The sequence below is a fragment of the Delftia sp. ASV31 genome (assembly GCF_016428765.1).
In the GTDB taxonomy this organism is placed as follows: domain Bacteria; phylum Pseudomonadota; class Gammaproteobacteria; order Burkholderiales; family Burkholderiaceae_C; genus Comamonas; species Comamonas acidovorans.
The window spans coordinates 1-15,646 of record NZ_JAELTK010000027.1; the positions used below are offsets into that span (position 1 = coordinate 1).

19 protein-coding genes are annotated in these 15,646 nt (G+C 68.0%); 12 read left to right on the plus strand and 7 right to left on the minus strand.

Annotation, left to right across the window (positions count from 1 at the left end):
• Nucleotides 1-396 (minus strand): YitT family protein (locus JHD82_RS11955; RefSeq protein WP_199136641.1); only part of this gene is annotated, 396 nt, incomplete at its 3' end.
• Between the two features lie 173 nt (nt 397-569).
• Nucleotides 570-1,067 (minus strand): outer membrane protein assembly factor BamE, encoded by a 498-nt coding sequence (gene bamE / locus JHD82_RS11960; protein ID WP_012203765.1) that lies wholly within the window; start codon nt 1,065-1,067, stop codon nt 570-572.
• Nucleotides 1,068-1,113: 46 nt separating this feature from the next.
• Between bamE and JHD82_RS11965 the strand changes: the two genes are divergently transcribed.
• The 10 genes from JHD82_RS11965 (at nt 1,114) to JHD82_RS12010 (ending at nt 8,162) form a co-directional block, all read left to right on the plus strand.
• A complete protein-coding gene (locus JHD82_RS11965) occupies nt 1,114-1,317 on the plus strand; it encodes a DUF3460 family protein (protein WP_012203764.1) in 204 nt (67 codons plus the stop codon).
• 75 nt (nt 1,318-1,392) lie between these two features.
• Nucleotides 1,393-2,259: a ScpA family protein gene (locus JHD82_RS11970; RefSeq protein WP_013803906.1), complete on the plus strand. Its 867-nt coding sequence runs from the start codon at nt 1,393-1,395 to the stop codon at nt 2,257-2,259.
• Nucleotides 2,260-2,318: 59 nt separating this feature from the next.
• Entirely contained in the window at nt 2,319-2,957 is a 639-nt protein-coding gene (gene queE / locus JHD82_RS11975; protein WP_034390787.1) for a 7-carboxy-7-deazaguanine synthase, read from the plus strand.
• Nucleotides 2,958-2,965: 8 nt separating this feature from the next.
• The gene (locus JHD82_RS11980; protein ID WP_012203761.1) at nt 2,966-3,331 is read left to right on the plus strand and encodes a 6-carboxytetrahydropterin synthase; all 366 of its coding nucleotides are present in this window, start codon (nt 2,966-2,968) and stop codon (nt 3,329-3,331) included.
• Between the two features lie 143 nt (nt 3,332-3,474).
• A complete protein-coding gene (gene panD, locus JHD82_RS11985) occupies nt 3,475-3,855 on the plus strand; it encodes an aspartate 1-decarboxylase (protein WP_012203760.1) in 381 nt (126 codons plus the stop codon).
• Between the two features lie 27 nt (nt 3,856-3,882).
• Nucleotides 3,883-5,205: an adenosylmethionine--8-amino-7-oxononanoate transaminase gene (gene bioA, locus JHD82_RS11990; protein WP_097203313.1), complete on the plus strand. Its 1,323-nt coding sequence runs from the start codon at nt 3,883-3,885 to the stop codon at nt 5,203-5,205.
• A complete protein-coding gene (gene bioD, locus JHD82_RS11995) occupies nt 5,202-5,903 on the plus strand; it encodes a dethiobiotin synthase (RefSeq protein ID WP_046984872.1) in 702 nt (233 codons plus the stop codon). The genes bioA and bioD overlap by 4 nt, the downstream gene beginning before the upstream one ends.
• Nucleotides 5,900-7,117 (plus strand): 8-amino-7-oxononanoate synthase, encoded by a 1,218-nt coding sequence (gene bioF, locus JHD82_RS12000; protein WP_199136643.1) that lies wholly within the window; start codon nt 5,900-5,902, stop codon nt 7,115-7,117. Before bioD ends, bioF begins: the two co-directional genes overlap by 4 nt.
• 31 nt (nt 7,118-7,148) lie before the next feature.
• Nucleotides 7,149-7,508, plus strand: coding sequence for a 5-carboxymethyl-2-hydroxymuconate Delta-isomerase (locus JHD82_RS12005; RefSeq protein WP_012203756.1), 360 nt, complete (start codon nt 7,149-7,151; stop codon nt 7,506-7,508).
• Nucleotides 7,509-7,523: 15 nt separating this feature from the next.
• Complete coding sequence (locus tag JHD82_RS12010; protein ID WP_199136645.1) at nt 7,524-8,162, plus strand: tRNA-uridine aminocarboxypropyltransferase; 639 nt, start codon at nt 7,524-7,526, stop codon at nt 8,160-8,162.
• 48 nt (nt 8,163-8,210) lie between these two features.
• On the opposite strand, the gene JHD82_RS12015 is transcribed toward JHD82_RS12010, so the two are convergent.
• The 5 genes from JHD82_RS12015 to JHD82_RS12035 form a co-directional block, all read right to left on the minus strand.
• A complete protein-coding gene (locus tag JHD82_RS12015) occupies nt 8,211-9,194 on the minus strand; it encodes a tripartite tricarboxylate transporter substrate binding protein (protein WP_199136647.1) in 984 nt (327 codons plus the stop codon).
• A gap of 138 nt (nt 9,195-9,332) precedes the next feature.
• Nucleotides 9,333-9,968, minus strand: a complete 636-nt coding sequence (locus JHD82_RS12020; RefSeq protein ID WP_199136649.1) for an aminotransferase class IV — start codon at nt 9,966-9,968, stop codon at nt 9,333-9,335.
• A 14-nt stretch (nt 9,969-9,982) separates the two neighbouring features.
• On the minus strand, nt 9,983-11,152 hold the full coding sequence (gene pabB, locus JHD82_RS12025; protein ID WP_199136651.1) for an aminodeoxychorismate synthase component I: 1,170 nt from the start codon (nt 11,150-11,152) through the stop codon (nt 9,983-9,985).
• Between the two features lie 189 nt (nt 11,153-11,341).
• Nucleotides 11,342-11,653, minus strand: coding sequence for a DUF4148 domain-containing protein (locus tag JHD82_RS12030; RefSeq protein WP_013803916.1), 312 nt, complete (start codon nt 11,651-11,653; stop codon nt 11,342-11,344).
• A 221-nt stretch (nt 11,654-11,874) separates the two neighbouring features.
• On the minus strand, nt 11,875-12,600 hold the full coding sequence (locus JHD82_RS12035; protein ID WP_199136653.1) for a Crp/Fnr family transcriptional regulator: 726 nt from the start codon (nt 12,598-12,600) through the stop codon (nt 11,875-11,877).
• A 165-nt stretch (nt 12,601-12,765) separates the two neighbouring features.
• Between JHD82_RS12035 and JHD82_RS12040 the strand changes: the two genes are divergently transcribed.
• Together JHD82_RS12040 and JHD82_RS12045 are read left to right on the plus strand one after the other, a co-directional pair.
• On the plus strand, nt 12,766-13,998 hold the full coding sequence (locus JHD82_RS12040) for an ABC transporter ATP-binding protein (RefSeq protein ID WP_199136655.1): 1,233 nt from the start codon (nt 12,766-12,768) through the stop codon (nt 13,996-13,998).
• A gap of 3 nt (nt 13,999-14,001) precedes the next feature.
• Nucleotides 14,002-15,564 carry a hypothetical protein gene (locus JHD82_RS12045; RefSeq protein ID WP_199136657.1) on the plus strand — a complete coding sequence of 521 codons (1,563 nt, stop codon included), beginning with the start codon at nt 14,002-14,004 and terminating at the stop codon, nt 15,562-15,564.
• Nucleotides 15,565-15,646: the final 82 nt, after the last annotated feature.

The following is a 15,646-nucleotide window of genomic DNA, read 5'->3' on the forward strand; positions in this document are numbered from 1 at the left end:
CAGGCCACCCGCAATGGCGGCAAAGGCCGGGTGCAGGTAGTCGATGTGGATGAGGCGCGGCCCCATTTCGGTGATCAGCGACAGCGCGCCCACGCAGATGAAGGTCTTGACCGTGAAGGTGCGGCCCACGCGCGTCCAGGCAAACCAGTAGAACGGGATGTTGATCGCGAAGAAGACCAGGCCGAACGGCCAGCCCGTGGCGTAGTGCAGCACGAAGGCCAGGCCCGCCGTGCTTCCCGTCAAAAGCCCCGCCTGGGCGAACATCATCATGGCGATGCCCACGAACAGGGTTCCGGTGAAGAGGGCCTGGACATCCTCGAAGAGGCCATGGCGCAGCGAAGCGGTGGCCGGGACAGGCGCAGCGGGCGCGGCAGCGGGTAGGGAAGGCGTGGACATTGTCGGGGTGATGACAGATCTATCGTCGCAAAGACCCCGGTTCGGGGCCTTCACCGTACCCATGGGGTGTCATAGGTACAAACCCGGATTCTAGAGACAGTTGCTCTGGCGCGCTGTGGCGCGCAGGGTACAGCGCACCGCAGGAGCTTGCAGGAACTTGCAATGGCCTGTTGTCAGGCTCCACCGTGCAGTTTCTCGCGCCCGGCGCTGCGCAGCACGCGGCCGTCGGGGCCGAAGGTCACGGTGAACTCCATGTCGCGCGTGGGGGGATCGATGTAGTTCCAGTCCCAGTCGGTTTCCTGCTTGAGCTGGTAGGGCGTGATCTTGGCGGGCTTGCCCAGCATGCGGCGCACCTGCTCCTCGTCCATGCCGGGGCGGATCTTCTCGAAGTTGTGCGGCGCCAGCACCTGGCGCAGCGCGCTCATGCGGCCATCGGTGCCGATGGTGATCATGTAGTTGCGGCTGCCGGCGGGCTGGCGGTTGTACTCGAAGGTGCGCGAGCCGTCCGGCTCCGTCCAGATGCGTTCGGGCTCGCCAAAGCGGGCGCGGACGTCGGCCTCGGTGGACAGGCCTTCTTCGAGTTCCTTGATGTTTTGGGGATCGCAGCCGGGCAGCGAGAGCATGCCCATCACGGCGACGGCAACCCCCAGAAGACGGGAGACTAGGTTCATCGGCGGTGTCCCGGTAAAATCACGCGATTCAAGAGGTTATCAGACTATGTCATTCTTTCGCCGCCCCGACTATCGCTCCGACGCCACCAACTTCATCAACGACCTGAAGAAGCAAAAGCCCGAGCTGCCCAGCCAGCAGCTGGCCGGCCGCTCGCTGCTGTGGGACAAGGACGTGAACCACGAAGTCTGGGAAGACCTGCGCGCCGGCCGCGTGGACCAGAAGCCCTACGTCTACCAGACGAACTCCTGATTGCCCATGCGATGAAAAATCAGCCTGTTCCCACCGTGCACCCTGCGCATGCGGCATTCGCCCAGGCAGCAAGGCATGGCCGAGGCTGAATCCGCGCTGGCGCCTGCGGGCGCCTCCGCCACATCCCCCCCTCCTGGCGACGGCACCCCGGTCGTGATCGACCAGGTGGCTTTGGCGCGCCTGTACGGCGAGCCGCTGTTCGCCCTGCCGCAGGACCTGTACATCCCGCCCGATGCGCTGGAGGTCTTCCTCGAAGCCTTCGAAGGACCGCTGGACCTGTTGCTGTACCTGATCCGCAAGCAGAACTTCAACATCCTCGACATTCCCATGCTGGACGTGACGCGCCAGTACATGCGCTATGTCGACGAGATCCGCAGCCGCAACCTCGAACTGGCGGCCGAGTACCTGCTGATGGCCGCCATGCTCATCGAGATCAAGTCGCGCATGCTGCTGCCGCCCAAGAAGCAGGAAGGCGGCGAAGAGGCCGAGGACCCGCGCGCCGAGCTGGTGCGCCGGCTGCTCGAGTACGAGCAGATCAAGCTCGCTGCCCACCAGCTCGGCCAGGTGCCGCACTACGGACGCGACTTCCTCAGGGCCCAGATCCACATCGAGCAGAACCTGCAGCCGCGCTTTCCCGATGTGGACGTGGCCGAGCTGCAATCGGCCTGGCGCGACATTCTCAAGCGCGCCAAGCTCGTGCAAAGCCACAAGATCACGCGCGAGGAACTCTCGGTGCGCGAGTACATGAGCCAGGTGCTCAAGGCCCTGCAGGGCCGGCGCTTCGTCGAGTTCGAGACCCTGTTCCAGCCCGAGAAAGGCTCGACCGTGCTGGTCGTGACCTTCATCGCCCTGCTGGAGCTGGCCAAGGAAACGCTGATCGAGATCACCCAGGCCGAAGCCTTTGCGCCCATCTACGTGCGCCTGGCCTATACGCCCGTCTAGCGGGCACGGATACAGGCACGCGCACACCGACAGGCCGGCTCCACCGGCCTCCATGCACCATGACTTACAGCGTCAAAGAAATCTTCTACACCCTGCAGGGCGAGGGCGGCCAGGCCGGCACGCCGGCCATCTTCTGCCGCTTTGCAGGCTGCAACCTCTGGACCGGCCGCGAGCAGGACCGCGCCAGCGCCATCTGCCAGTTCTGCGATACAGACTTCGTGGGCACCGACGGCACGCTGGGCGGCAAGTTCGCCACGGCCGACGCCCTGGCCGAACGCATCCTGTCCCAATGGCCGGCCGGCGACAGCCAGCACCGCATGGTGGTGCTGACCGGGGGGGAGCCCCTGCTGCAGGTGGACGAGCCCCTGATCGCCGCCCTGCATGCGCGCGGCTTTCGCATTTCCGTGGAAAGCAACGGCACCGTGGCCGCGCCCGAGGGCATCGACTGGCTGTGCATCAGCCCCAAGGCCGGCGCCGACTGGGTGCAGCGCAGCGGCCAGGAGCTCAAGCTGGTCTGGCCGCAGCCCGGCTTCGATCTGCAGGCCATCGAGGCCGGCACCCGTTTCGACCGCTATTTCCTGCAGCCCATGGACAACGTCCTTCAGGCCGACAACACGGCCGCCTGCATAGCGCAATGCCTGCAGCGCCCGGCCTGGCGCCTGAGCCTGCAGACCCACAAGCTCACCGGCATCCGCTGATTTTTGCCATGCAGTTCACCGTTCACCAGCGCTTTTTCTTCGATGCCGCCCACACGCTGGAGCGCGCCATCGAGACCGAGAGCAGCCGCCGCATCCACGGCCACACCTACTATGCCGAAGTCAGCGTCACCGGCCCGCGCAATCCGGACAACGGCATGGTGATCGACCTGGGCTACCTGCGCTCGCGCCTGAAGACCCTGGGCGACGCGCTGGACCACCGCTTTCTCGACGAAATCCCCGGCCTGGGCAAGCCCACGCTGGAAAACCTGTGCCTGTTCATTGCCGATTCCCTGGCCGACCTGCAGCCCGCTCCCAGCCGCATCCGCGTATGGCGCGACAGCATCGGCGATGGCTGCGTGCTCGACCTGAACTGAAGCCAGGCCCCGCAGCGGCGCCGCTGCCGTTGAACAACTTCACGGCCTTCATGGGATTTCTCCTTCGCATATAGACTTGGTGGCTTTTTTTGCCAGCCCAGGCCCCATCAAGACCGCGCAAAGCGCCCCTCGAGAGACAAAACATGTTCCGCACCCTGCTCAAATCCAAGATCCACCGCGTCAAGACCACGCAATGCGAGCTGCACTATGAAGGCTCCTGCGCCATCGACGAGGACCTGCTGGACGCCGCCAACATCGTCGAGAACGAGCAGGTGCACATCTGGAACATCGACAACGGCGAGCGCTTCGTCACCTATGCCATCAAGGGCCAGCGCGGCAGCGGCATGATTTCGGTCAACGGCTCGGCCGCGCGCCGTGCCGCCGTGGGCGACCTGCTGATCATTGCCTCCTTCGCCCAGGTGCATGAGACCGACGTGGCCACGCACCAGCCGCAGTTGGTCTTCGTGGACGATGCCAACCGCCAGGTCGAGCTGCGCCACCACGTGCCCACGCAGCAGCTGTGAGCTGCGCTGCGGTGTGACAATCGCGCGATGACTCAATCGCTTGCCGCCCGCAGCCTTGCGGCTGTGTGGCACCCCTGCACCCAGATGAAGCGGCACGAGGCCGCGCCCCCCATCGCCATCGCGCGCGCACAGGGGCCCTGGCTCCACGACACCGAAGGGCGCCGCTACCTGGATGGCGTCAGCTCCTGGTGGGTCAACCTCTTCGGCCACAGCCATCCGCACATCCAGGCCGCGCTCACCGACCAGCTCGCCCGGCTTGACCATGTGATGCTGGCCGGCTTCACGCACGCGCCCGTGGTCGAGCTGTCCGAACGACTGGCCACGCTCACCGGCCTGGGCCATGCCTTCTACGGCAGCGACGGCGCATCGGCCACCGAGATCGCCCTCAAGATGAGCGCGCACTACTGGCGCAACCTGGGCCGCCCCGCCAAGAGCCGCTTTGCCGGCCTGGCCGGCGGCTACCACGGCGAAACCGTGGGCGCGCTGGCCGTGACCGATATTCCCATCTTCCGCGAAGCCTATGCGCCCCTGGTGCGCCTGGCCGACACCGTGCCCAGCCCCGATGCACGCGGCGCGCAAGGCGGCGAAAGCCCGGCCGATGTGGCACGGCGCGCCGCCGAAGGCCTGCGCCAGTGGCTGGAGCAGCACCACGAGACGACGGCCGCCCTCATCGTCGAGCCGCTGGTGCAGTGCGCGGCTGGCATGGCCATGCACGACCCCGAATACCTGCGCCTGGCGCGCGCCCTGTGCGACCGCTACGAGGTGCACCTGGTGGTGGACGAGATCGCCGTGGGCTTCGGCCGCACGGGCAGCATGTTCGCCCACCAGCAGGCCGGCATACGGCCGGACTTCATCTGCCTGTCCAAGGGCCTGACGGGCGGCACGCTGGCCCTGTCGGCCGTGCTGACCACCGAGACCGTCTACGCCGCCTTCTACGACGATTCCGTGGCGCGCGGCTTCCTGCACTCGCACTCGTACACCGGCAACCCGCTGGCCTGCCGCGCCGCCCTGGCCACGCTGGAGCTGTTCGAGCAGACCGATGCCATCAACGCCAACCTCGCGCTGGCGCAAAGGCTTGACGGCGCCTTCGCCCCTTTGAACCAGCACGCCCGCGTGCGCCACGCACGGCGCCAGGGAATGATCTGGGCCTGGGATGTGCAGACCTCGCTGCCCGACTTCTCGCGCCGCTACAGCGCAGCCGCACTGGAGCGCGGGCTGCTGCTGCGCCCGATCAGCAACACCCTCTACGCCATGCCTCCCTATTTGCTGGACGAAGAGGCCGTGCAGCACCTGGCCGCCAGCGCGCTGGCCGCCCTTGAAGACACCCTGGCCCAGGAGAACCATTCGTGAACGCCCACCGCACCATTGGCTGCTTTGTCACCGGCACCGACACGGGCGTGGGCAAGACCCTGGCCTCCTGCGGGCTGCTGCATGCGCTGGCCCGCCACCATGCCCGCGTGGTGGGCATGAAGGCCGTGGCCGCAGGCGCCGAGCCCGACGGCCAGGGCGGCTGGGCCAATGAGGACACGCTGGCGCTGCGCGCCGCCTCCACCCTGGCCGTGCCGCCCGAACTGGACAACCCCGTGCTGCTGCCCGATCCCATGTCGCCACACATCGCCGCGCAGCGTGCGGGCCGCTCCATAGAGATCGCGCACATCGTGGACAGCTACCGGCGCCTGGCCGAACAGGCCGACGCCGTGGTGGTGGAAGGCGCGGGCGGCTTTCTCGTGCCGCTGTCCGACCAGCTCTCGGGCGCCGACCTGGCCTGCGCGCTGGACCTGCCCGTGGTCATGGTCGTGGGCCTGCGGCTGGGCTGCCTGAACCACGCTGCCCTCACGGCCGAGGCCATCCGCGCGCGCGGACTGCGCCTGGCCGGCTGGATTGCCAGCCGCGTGGACCCCGCCATGCTGGTGCCCGAGGAAAACATGGCCTGGCTGCGCCAGCACCTGGACCGGCAACTGCAGGCGCCGCTGCTGGCCGACATCCCCTTCCAGCAGCACCCCGACCCGCGCGCCACCACCTACACCCTGCCGGAGCAATGGCAATGAGCGGCTCCTGGCTGGACGAAATCCCCGCGCGCATCGCCGAGCTCGACGCAGCCCACCTGCGCCGCCGCCGCCGCGCCACGGCGCCGCTGCAGGGCGCCGCCAGCGGCGCCCACATGGAGGTGGACGGCCACCCCATGCTGGCCTTTTGCAGCAACGACTACCTGGGCCTGGCCGGCCACCCCACCCTGGTGCGCGCCGCCTGCGCGGGCGCCCAGGCCTTTGGCGTGGGCTCGGGCGGCTCGCCCCTGGTCAGCGGCCACAGCACGGCCAACGCCGCGCTGGAGGAACAGCTGGCGCACTTCGTGCAACTGCCGCGCGCGCTCTACTTCTATGCGGGCTACGCCACCAATGCCGGCATCGTGCCGGCCCTGGTGGGTGCTGGCGATGCCCTGTTCTCCGATGCGCTCAACCACGCCTGCCTGATCGACGGCGCCCGCCTGTCGCGCGCCCAGGTCCACCGCTATGCCCATGCCGACCTGGGCGATCTGGCCGCGCAACTGGCCGCCAGCACGGCCCGGCGCAAGCTGGTCATCAGCGATGCCGTGTTCAGCATGGATGGCAACGTGGCCGACATCCGCGGCCTGCTGGCGCTGTGCGAGCAATACGACGCGCTGCTGCTGCTCGACGACGCGCATGGCTTCGGCGTGCTCGGCCCACAAGGCCGGGGCAGCCTGGCCGAGGCGGGACTGACGGGCGCAAATGCCTCGCCCCGCGTGCTCTATATGGCCACGCTGGGCAAGGCCGCTGGCGTGGCCGGCGCCTTTGTCGCAGGCAGCGACATGCTGGTCGAATGGCTGCTGCAAAAGACGCGCAGCTACATCTTCGCCACGGCCGCGCCGCCCATGCTGGCCAGCGCGCTGCAGGCCAGCGTGGCCCTGATCGAGGCCGAGGACGAGCGCCGCGAGTCCCTGGCCGAACGCATTGCCGAGCTGCGCGCCGGCCTCACGCCGCTGCTGGCGCGCACGGGCTGGCAGCTGCTGCCTTCGCGCACCGCCGTGCAGGCCCTGGTCATAGGCTCCAACGCCACGGCGCTGGCCGTGATGGAAGGCCTGCGCGAGCGCGGCCTGTGGGTGCCCGCCATCCGCCCGCCCACCGTGCCCGAAGGCACGGCGCGGCTGCGCATTGCGCTGTCGGCCTCCCACACGCGCATCGACGTGCAGCTGCTGCTGACGGCGCTGGACGAGGTCTCGCGCCTGGCCCCACCCCTCCCCTGAATCCCTCTTCACCACCGGAACGGAGACATCCATGCCCCATCTCTACGTCGAATACACCGACAACCTCGCCGGCCTGCCCGGCCAGCAACTGCTGACCGAACTCAACGCCTTCGTCTGCGGCCACCCCAGCATCCTGGACGAGGCCGACGTCAAGGCCCGCCTGCTGCCGGTCAGCCAGTTCGAGATCGGCTCGGCACCCGCCAACCGCGGCTTCGTCCATGTGCAGCTGCGCCTGCTGGCAGGCCGTACCGACACGGCCAAGAAGGAACTGTCCGAAGGCATTGCCGCGGTGCTGCGCCGCCTCACGCCCCAGCCGGCCGGCATGATGGTCCAGCTCAGCGTGGAAATCGCCGACATGGACAAGCCCAGCTACTACAAGGGTCGCCTGTAAGGCAGGCGCCCGGCCTTGTCCGCCGTGAGCACCCGCGCACGCTGCGCGCAATGCCTGCGCCCTGAGCGCACCTGCCTGTGCCCCCTGGTGCAGCCGGTGCCGCATGCGGTGCAGCTGCTGGTGCTCCAGCATCCCGAGGAAGAACTGCAGGCCAAGGGCACGGGCCGGCTGCTGCACCTGTGCCTGCCCGCCAGCCGCCTGGCGGTGGGCGAGGCCTTCGAGCCAGCGCAGTTGCAGGCACTGCTGCACGCGCCCTGGCAGGCGGGCGACGCCCCGCGACGGGCTGTATTGCTCTATCCGGAAACACCGCACGGCGACCAGCTGGGCCTTGCCAGGCAAGCGCCCTGGCCGCAGCCCGCGCCATGCCCCGAGGACCTGCGCCTGGTGGTGCTGGACGCCACCTGGCGCAAGAGCCGCAAGATGCTCTACCTCAACCCCGGCCTGCAGGCCCTGCCGCGCCTGGCACTGCAGGGCGACCTGCCCGCCTCGCGCTACGGCGCCCTGCGCAAGGCCCATGCGCCGGGCCAGCTGTCCACGCTGGAGGCAGCGGCCTGCGCGCTGCAACGGCTGGCGCCTGCCGGCCCGTCGCTGCAGCCGCTGCGCGATGCGTTCGAGGGGCTGCTGTCCCTGCATGCCCTGCACAGGCCCGAATGAAAAAACGCCTCGGGGAGCGAGGCGTTTTTCATGGCGGCAGGCCGTGCTTCAGTTTTCCGGCGTGATCTTGGCGAACTTGACCAGTTCGGCGTACTTGCCCATGTCGGTACGGATGATCTGGGCCAGGTTTTCGTCGCCCGTGGCGGCAATGATGCCCGCTCCTTCCAGGCGCGCGCGCATCGCCGGATCGGCCAGGCCCGCCTTCAAGGCCTTCTGCAGGCTGGCCACCACATCGGCAGGCAGATCCTTGGGTCCCGCCAGCCCGAACCAGCCGCTCAGCGCGTAGCCCTTGAGCGCTGCGTTCTCGCCCAGTGCGGGCACGTCCTTCATCATGGCGATGCGGTGGGCCGTGGTCACGCCCAGGGCCTTGATCTTGCCGCTCTGGATGAACGGAGCCGCCACCGAGGGAGAGACGATGGCGAAATCCAGGTTGCCGCCGGCCAGGTCGCTGGTCATCGCGGCCGATCCCTTGTAGGGCACATGGACGATGTCCACCCCGGCGATCTTCTTGATCAGCTCGCCCGAGAAATGCGGCGTGGACCCGATGCCCGGGCTGCCGTAGCTGTACTTGCCGGGATGGGCCTTGGCCAGGGCGATGAACTCGTCGATGGTCCTGGCCGGCATCTTGGTGCCGGCCACCCACAGGTTGGGCAGCACGCCGGTCAGCGCGATGCCGGTCAGGTCCGTGGCCGGGTCGTACTTCTGCGCGGCGTTGACGAACTTCGTGCCCGCCAATTCGTTGCTGGAGCCTGCGAGCAGGGTATAGCCGTCGGCCTTGGCACCGACCACGCGCTGCGCGGCCACCACGCCGGCGGCACCGGGCACGTTGTCGACCACGACGGTCGCATTGAGGTGCTTGGCCAGGATGTCACCCACCACGCGCCCCACCAGGTCGACCGAGCCGCCTGCCGCGTAGCCGACGACGACGCGAATGGGCTTGTTGGGATAGATGGTCTGGGCGCACAGCGGACCCGCCGCCAGGACAGCCGCGGCGCTGATCAGCGCGCGGCGGGAAATACGGAATTCATGCATGGATCGATCTCATGAGAGACAGGTATCAGCCAACAATCAAAATGATATTGCTCAACAATATTCACCGATTGTCTGACATTGCCTTGTGGAATCCATCCCTGAAAACCATGAGTTCCGCCCGTGGCCCTAGCCTGCAGCTCAGCGCAGAACCGCCGGCAGCCAGCCGCGCAGGCTGTTGACGAAGGCCCAGCCCTGCACGCGCGGCAGATCGTCCAGCCGCACCGGGTGCTCCACCACGCGGCCCTCGTCCAGCGCCACAGCGCGGCCCACGCCGGGCAGCAGGCCGCTGGACAGCGGCGGGGTCACCCAGCGGCCCGCCAGCAGCACGGCGATGTTGCCGCGCGTGCCCTCGGTGATCTCGCCGTCCTCGTTGTGGAGCACGGTGTCGAACACCGAGGCATCGGTGGGCTGCAGGCTGTCGTAGTGCGCGCGGCGCGAGGTCTTGAAACGCACCCAGTCGCCACGCGCCACCGCATTGGCGATGGGCCGGTCGGCCAGCGCCAGCCGAACAGGCGTGGCGGAAGGCGGCAGCGGCGCCGCCTGGGTCTGTATCCGCCCCGTGGCACCCAGCGCCAGGCGCACGCGCCAGTGGCCGCTGGCGTGCGCCTGGCGCAGCTGCTGCAATGCCTGCTCCAGCACGTCATCCGTGCAGGGCCGGCCGAAATGCCGCGCCGCGTCCTGCATGCGCGTCACATGGCGCTGAAGGTGGATGAAACCGCCATCCCGCAGGGCCAGGGTTTCCAGAATGTCGAAATCCAAGTCCGTATCCGCCATGGCTGCACGCCCTTTCACACCTTGTCCAGAAAAGCCCTCTTGTGGCGCCATTCCTGCCATTCGGCAGGCGCCTCGGCGCCCGAGGTGACGCCGCTGCCGATGCCGCAGTGCAGTTCCGTGCCACGCGCCACCACCGTGCGTATGGGCACATTGAAGGTGGCGTGCACGCGCCCCGCGGCGATGCCGGGCCGCACCACGCCCACGGCGCCGCAGTAGACGCCGCGCGGACCCGACTCCAGTTCGTGGATGAGCCGCATGGCCTGGCGCTTGGGCGCGCCCGTGATGGAGCCGCAGGGAAACAGTGCCGCAAACACGTCCGCCAGGCCGGTGCCGGGCCGCGTGCGCGCCTGCACGTCGGACGTCATCTGCCACACGGTGGGCAGGGGTTCGGCATGGAACAGGCGCGGCACCTGGACGCTGAAAGGCTCGGCAATGCGCGAGACATCGTTGCGCAGCAGGTCCACGATCATCACGTTCTCGGCCCGCTCCTTGGGCGAGGACCGCATGGCCTGGACATTCGCCTCGTCCTGTTCAGGCGTGGCGCCACGCGGCGCCGTGCCCTTCATGGGGCGCGTGAGGATGCGCTCGCCATCCCAGTCGAAGAACAGCTCGGGCGAGACGGACAGCACCTGCTCGTCGCCGCTGTCCATGCAGGCCACGTAGCCGCCGGGCTGGGCACGGCGCAGCGCGGCGAACAGCGATGGGATGTCTCCCAGCAGCCGGCCCATGAACTGGGCCGTGTAATTGATCTGATAGCAGTCACCGGCCGCAATCGCCTCGTGGATGCGCGCAATGGCGGCATCGAAATCGGCACGCTCCAGGCCGGGCTGCCATTGCACCTGAGATTGCACCTGAGATTGCGCCTGAGGGCCGGCATCGACTGCGTCCGCGTCTTCAGGCCAGGGCCGGGGGCCGTCGAAGACGGCAAACCAGGCCAGCGGCTCGCCTTGCGGCGTGGCATGCAAGGCGCCAGCGTAGGCCGCGTCAAACGCCGCCGCCGCCTCGTAGCGCACCCAGCCCAGGCACCACAGGCCGGCCTGGGCGGCCTGCTGCACGGCGTCAAGCACACCGCGCACCTGCTCGGGCGCATGGGCTGCCAGGCTGCGCAGCGGCGGCCCGAAGCCATGGCGCAGCCGGGCGGCCGAACCGTCATGGGGGTTGGGAAAATCGATCAGAAACTTCACAAAACGGCCGTCAACGCATGCTGTACTTGCATCAGCAGCTTCGCTATCGATAGCAGCCACTGACACGGGGCCGCCCAGTGTAGAGCGAGGGAAACAAAAAAGCGCCCCGAAGGGCGCCAAACCAAGCATCCCGAAAGGACGCTTTCCACCAACAGGCCCGGCACCATGCCGGACCCATATCCATTCACATCACTTCTGCGTGACGGTGTGCTGGCCTTCCAGGCGGGCCACGGCCTCACGGTAGGCGGGGCCGCTGCGCAGTTGCTGGTAACGGGCCAGGCCGCGCTGGTATTCGGCCGAGTTGTAGCTGATGTCGCGGTCTGCCGAAGGCGAGGGCAGGTAGGTCATGCCCGCCTGGTGCCACATTTCGAGGTCGGCCAGCACTTCGGCGCGGCTCAGGCCTGCGGTGGCGGAGGACGAGGGGGAAACGGCTTCTTGGGCCATTGCAGTGCCGGCGAGGCCCAGGGTCAGGGCGGCCAGTGCAGCGGAGAGGGTACGCATGTCAGATCCTTTCAAAAGGCCGCTCGGCATTCATTTCCTCACGGCATGGACGTACTATGCGGCGCTGCAGCATTCTTCGTCTGTGCGTTTTCTCACGTGTTTTCGCATCCGGCCCGGGCGGCCCGCTGCCTTTTCACCCGTGCTCCCCTCGACAGAGGGCGAATTCACGCGTTCCTGAAACAGTGTTTTTCGCGGCTTGAAACAGCTGCGGCAGACAAGGCTCAGCGCGCTTCCTCAAGCAGCACGCGCAGGCCTTCGACATGGCAGATGCGCAGGTTGCGGCCTTCGCGCCGCAGCAGGCCCAGGCGCACCAGGCGCGACATCTCGCGCGCCACTTCCTCGCGGCTGGAGCCCAGCATCAGGGCCAGGTCGGTCTGCCGGGGTGCGGGCGCCAGCAGGGCCTGCCCCTGGTCGATGCCCGCGCGCTCGGCACGTTCCAGCAACTGGGTATGCAGGCGGCTGCGCACCGACAGCGTTCCCAGATCCACCATGCGGCGCGCCAGCGCCACGGCCAGATCGCTGAGCCGGCCGATGAAGGCGCGCAGGACCTGGGGCTCGTTCATGAGCAGGGCTTCCACATCCTCATGGGCCAGCGAGGCAATCAGGCTGGGCACGCCCGCCTCCACCACCAGGGGCATTGCCGTGCAACCCGCCTGCTGCTGCGGCAGGCCGCCGAAGAACACGCCCTGGGCAATCTCGCCCAGTGTGAGCCCGCGCCCGTTGGGGGCATAGCTGCTGACGCGCAAGCCGCCCTGCACGAGCATGTAGAGACGCTGATCGGTGTACGCGCCCTCCAGCGTCTGGTGCAGCGCCAGATACTGCCAACGGCACTGCGCGGCCAGTTCGGCCAGTCGCTCGTCGGTCAGGCTTTGCAGCACATGGACCTGGCGCAGGCCCTGCCAGGCCACGGCGGGAAGAAGCGGAGATGTCTGTAAGGAACCGGACATGGTGCAACACCGTTGAAGCGCATCCGCAGGGCCTGTGCGGGCCCTGTCGTCCGTCGCGGGAAGTACAGCATAGCGGGATCGCATAGACTCGTCGCGCGCCGGGAATCGCACTGTCCGGCTCCCCGGATGGCCGCACCGCGCAGCACAGAAAAAAGGGAGGGCTTCATGGAATCGAGCATCGAATCGGCACCACCGCCAGGGCCGTGGCAGGCCTGTGTGGCGACCTGTGTCGCGGCCTGGGCGCAATCCGTCGAACAGGCGATCGCCAGCCAGCAATGGCATGGCGCGTGGCGTGCACTCATAGACGCCGCCCTGCCGGCCGAAACCGCCGTGCAGCAGAGCCTGCTGACTGCGCTGGACGCCTGGGATGGCCTTGCGGCCGATTCCGGTGCAGAGCCCCGCCGCGCGCTGGTGCAGCAGGCCTTCGATGCCCTGCATGCCGCCCATGCCCCGGGCCAGGCGCTGCAGGCCGACTCCGCACATCCCCGCGCGCACCGCGCGTACCGTGTACAGGGTCGGCAACTGGTCAAGCGCTACCGGCGCGGCGGCTTTGCGCTGGGGCCGGTGGATGTGGCCGTGGAGCCCGGCACCATCCTGGGACTGGTGGGCGAGAACGGCAACGGCAAGACCACATTGCTGCGCCTGCTGGCCGCCGATCTGGCGCCCGACGCAGGGCAGCTGGACTGGGGCGTTCCCGCCACCGATGCCTACCTGCTGCGCACCCAGCTCGCCTATATCCCCCAGCGCCCGGCCGTCTGGGGCGGGCGCCTGATGGACCATCTGCAATTCGCCGCGCGCAGCCATGGCGCCGTGGGCCAACGCAACATCTGCCTAGTACAGGTGGTCATCGCGCAGCTGGGGCTGCGCGCCTTCCGGGGCCACCAGTGGAAACAGCTGTCCTCGGGCTACAAGATGCGCTTCGAGCTGGCGCGCGCCCTGCTCTGCCGGCCGCGCGTGCTGCTGCTGGACGAGCCGCTGGCCAATCTGGACATCAACGCCCAGCAGACCCTGCTGACCGATCTGCAGTCGCTGGCGCGCTCGCCCTGGCAACCCATGGCCCTGGTGCTGAGTTCACAGCAGCTGTACGAGGTGGAAAAGGTGGCCGACCAGGTGCTGTTCCTGGAGCAAGGCCAGCCGCGCAGCGTCCAGCAGAGCTTTGCCGCCATGGAAGGCTGCGCCATCGAGTTCGAGACCGGCTGGGCCATGGCGCAGCTGAAACCCTGGCTGGACCGGCTGCCATCCCATACGCACCAGCTCAGCGGCCAGACCCACATCGTGAGCTTTCACGTGCCGTTCACGGCAGCTCAGTTCCTGGCGCAGGCCGTGCAGGCACAGATGCCCGTGCGCTATTTCCGCGACATCACCGCATCCACCCGCCGCCTGTTCGTGAGGGACTGAGCCATGCCACGTTTTTCCGATATGACGAACCGCTGGGACCAATGGGTGCTGATGCGCTGCCCCCTGCTGTGGCAGCTGCGCCTGCACTGGTATCTGCCGCTGGCGCTGCTGTGGTGCGTGCTGGTGCTCGGCGTTTGGATGCAATGGATGGCCGAACCCGCGCGCTGGATGGGCTCCCTGCCCGGCGTTGCGTCCACGGCCCGGCAAACGCCCGAGCAATTGGCACTGGACATCGGCTTCGTCGTGGCCTGGATCGTGGCGATCGGCCTGGCGCTGTGGTGGTTGCTGCGCGTGCGCATCCACAACCGCTGGCGTGAACACGCCCCCGTGGGCCGCTGGGGCCTGTGGTGGGAGTACCTGTGGGGAGCCTTGTTCCTATCGCTATTGTTCGCGCCTGCGATCGCCTTTTCGCCCATCTATGAAATGCGGATGCAGCGCCAATGGTCGGACACGGATGTCAGTGCACAGATCCAGACTGTCGAGCAAGTCGCCGCCCTGGAGGCGCTCGTCGCGCCACGCCAGGCGGCCATGCTCGTGGAATGGATACGTGTGCTGCGCGAGGAAGAGGTCGATCCGGCGAAGTACCCGAGCATCCAGGCCCTGGTCTGGTTAATGCGCGGAGACCAGGCCGCGATTGCCCAGACACTCGAGCGCTACGGCCAGCCATTGCAGGCCAGAGGCTATGTGCGCCAGTCTGCCAGCTCCGCCCAGGACGAGGCGGAGCACCTGCTGGCCAGCTACCGCAGCGCGCTGCAATCCCCCCTGGCCGAGGAATGGCGCGCCTACTTGGCCGCCAGCCCACCATCAGAGACTGGCGAGAAGGTATCCAGAGCGCAGAACTCCAACTGCAAACCAGCCTGGGGTCGCAGCAGGCCTTTGGATCTGGAGCCGGATCCGCGCAAATGCTTCGGTACCTATCTGGCCCAGAGCAACCGTGAGTGGCTCATGCTGCTGGAGATGTTCGACAGCCGATGGAGCCCGCTGCAGCATGTGCAATGGAAGCACGCGCGCTACGGCTTGGCCCTGCCGGCCTACCAGGAAAGCCATCTGCGGCGCGCTGACAGGTCCCGCGACGACGAATGGCCAAGGATGTCCCAGTTGCTGGCGGCCGCCAGCGTTGGCTTTTTCCTCGCCTTGGCCCTGGTGCTGGTGCGCCTGATGCCTGCCATGCAGCTGGTGGCCTGGGGCGCATGCCTGGTCCTGACCTTGCTTGGCAGCGTGCTGGCCGGGATGCTGGGAATCACCAGCCTCTATGTGCTGGGGCTGTTTCCAGCCGCGCTGATATCGGTCGCCTGGCTGCGCATCCGTGTGCTCAAGCGCCCCTGGGCCGGCGCGGTGCTGCTGGCCCTGGGCATGTCGCTGGCCCTGATATGGCTCGCCGCCGCCTGGTCCAAGTGGTCCGCACTGCTGTTGCCCCAACCCGCCGGCAGCGCAGGCCCTTGGACGGATACCCAGCACTGGCTGGACCTGCTGATGGGCGCGCCTGCCGTGGCAGCCAGCACGGCCATGCTCGTGGCCCTGCTGTCTCCGCTGTGGCGCCGATGGCGTGGCCTGCCCGAAAGGTGACGGAAAAGCAAAGGACAGCTCAGGGACAGGTGCCCACCGCGCGCATCGCATAGACTCGCGGCAATTCCATCCCCCTCCGAGC

Coding starts and splice junctions, on each gene's coding strand:
- bamE (WP_012203765.1), bottom strand. CDS start 1,067: ATGAACCTAGTCTCCCGTCTTCTGGGGGTTGCCGTCGCCGTGATGGGC.
- JHD82_RS12005 (WP_012203756.1), top strand. CDS start 7,149: ATGCCCCATCTCTACGTCGAATACACCGACAACCTCGCCGGCCTGCCC.
- JHD82_RS11970 (WP_013803906.1), top strand. CDS start 1,393: ATGGCCGAGGCTGAATCCGCGCTGGCGCCTGCGGGCGCCTCCGCCACA.
- JHD82_RS12040 (WP_199136655.1), top strand. CDS start 12,766: ATGGAATCGAGCATCGAATCGGCACCACCGCCAGGGCCGTGGCAGGCC.
- bioA (WP_097203313.1), top strand. CDS start 3,883: ATGACTCAATCGCTTGCCGCCCGCAGCCTTGCGGCTGTGTGGCACCCC.
- queE (WP_034390787.1), top strand. CDS start 2,319: ATGACTTACAGCGTCAAAGAAATCTTCTACACCCTGCAGGGCGAGGGC.
- JHD82_RS11965 (WP_012203764.1), top strand. CDS start 1,114: ATGTCATTCTTTCGCCGCCCCGACTATCGCTCCGACGCCACCAACTTC.
- JHD82_RS12045 (WP_199136657.1), top strand. CDS start 14,002: ATGCCACGTTTTTCCGATATGACGAACCGCTGGGACCAATGGGTGCTG.
- panD (WP_012203760.1), top strand. CDS start 3,475: ATGTTCCGCACCCTGCTCAAATCCAAGATCCACCGCGTCAAGACCACG.
- JHD82_RS12015 (WP_199136647.1), bottom strand. CDS start 9,194: ATGCATGAATTCCGTATTTCCCGCCGCGCGCTGATCAGCGCCGCGGCT.
- JHD82_RS12035 (WP_199136653.1), bottom strand. CDS start 12,600: ATGTCCGGTTCCTTACAGACATCTCCGCTTCTTCCCGCCGTGGCCTGG.
- bioF (WP_199136643.1), top strand. CDS start 5,900: ATGAGCGGCTCCTGGCTGGACGAAATCCCCGCGCGCATCGCCGAGCTC.
- JHD82_RS11980 (WP_012203761.1), top strand. CDS start 2,966: ATGCAGTTCACCGTTCACCAGCGCTTTTTCTTCGATGCCGCCCACACG.
- JHD82_RS12020 (WP_199136649.1), bottom strand. CDS start 9,968: ATGGCGGATACGGACTTGGATTTCGACATTCTGGAAACCCTGGCCCTG.
- JHD82_RS12030 (WP_013803916.1), bottom strand. CDS start 11,653: ATGCGTACCCTCTCCGCTGCACTGGCCGCCCTGACCCTGGGCCTCGCC.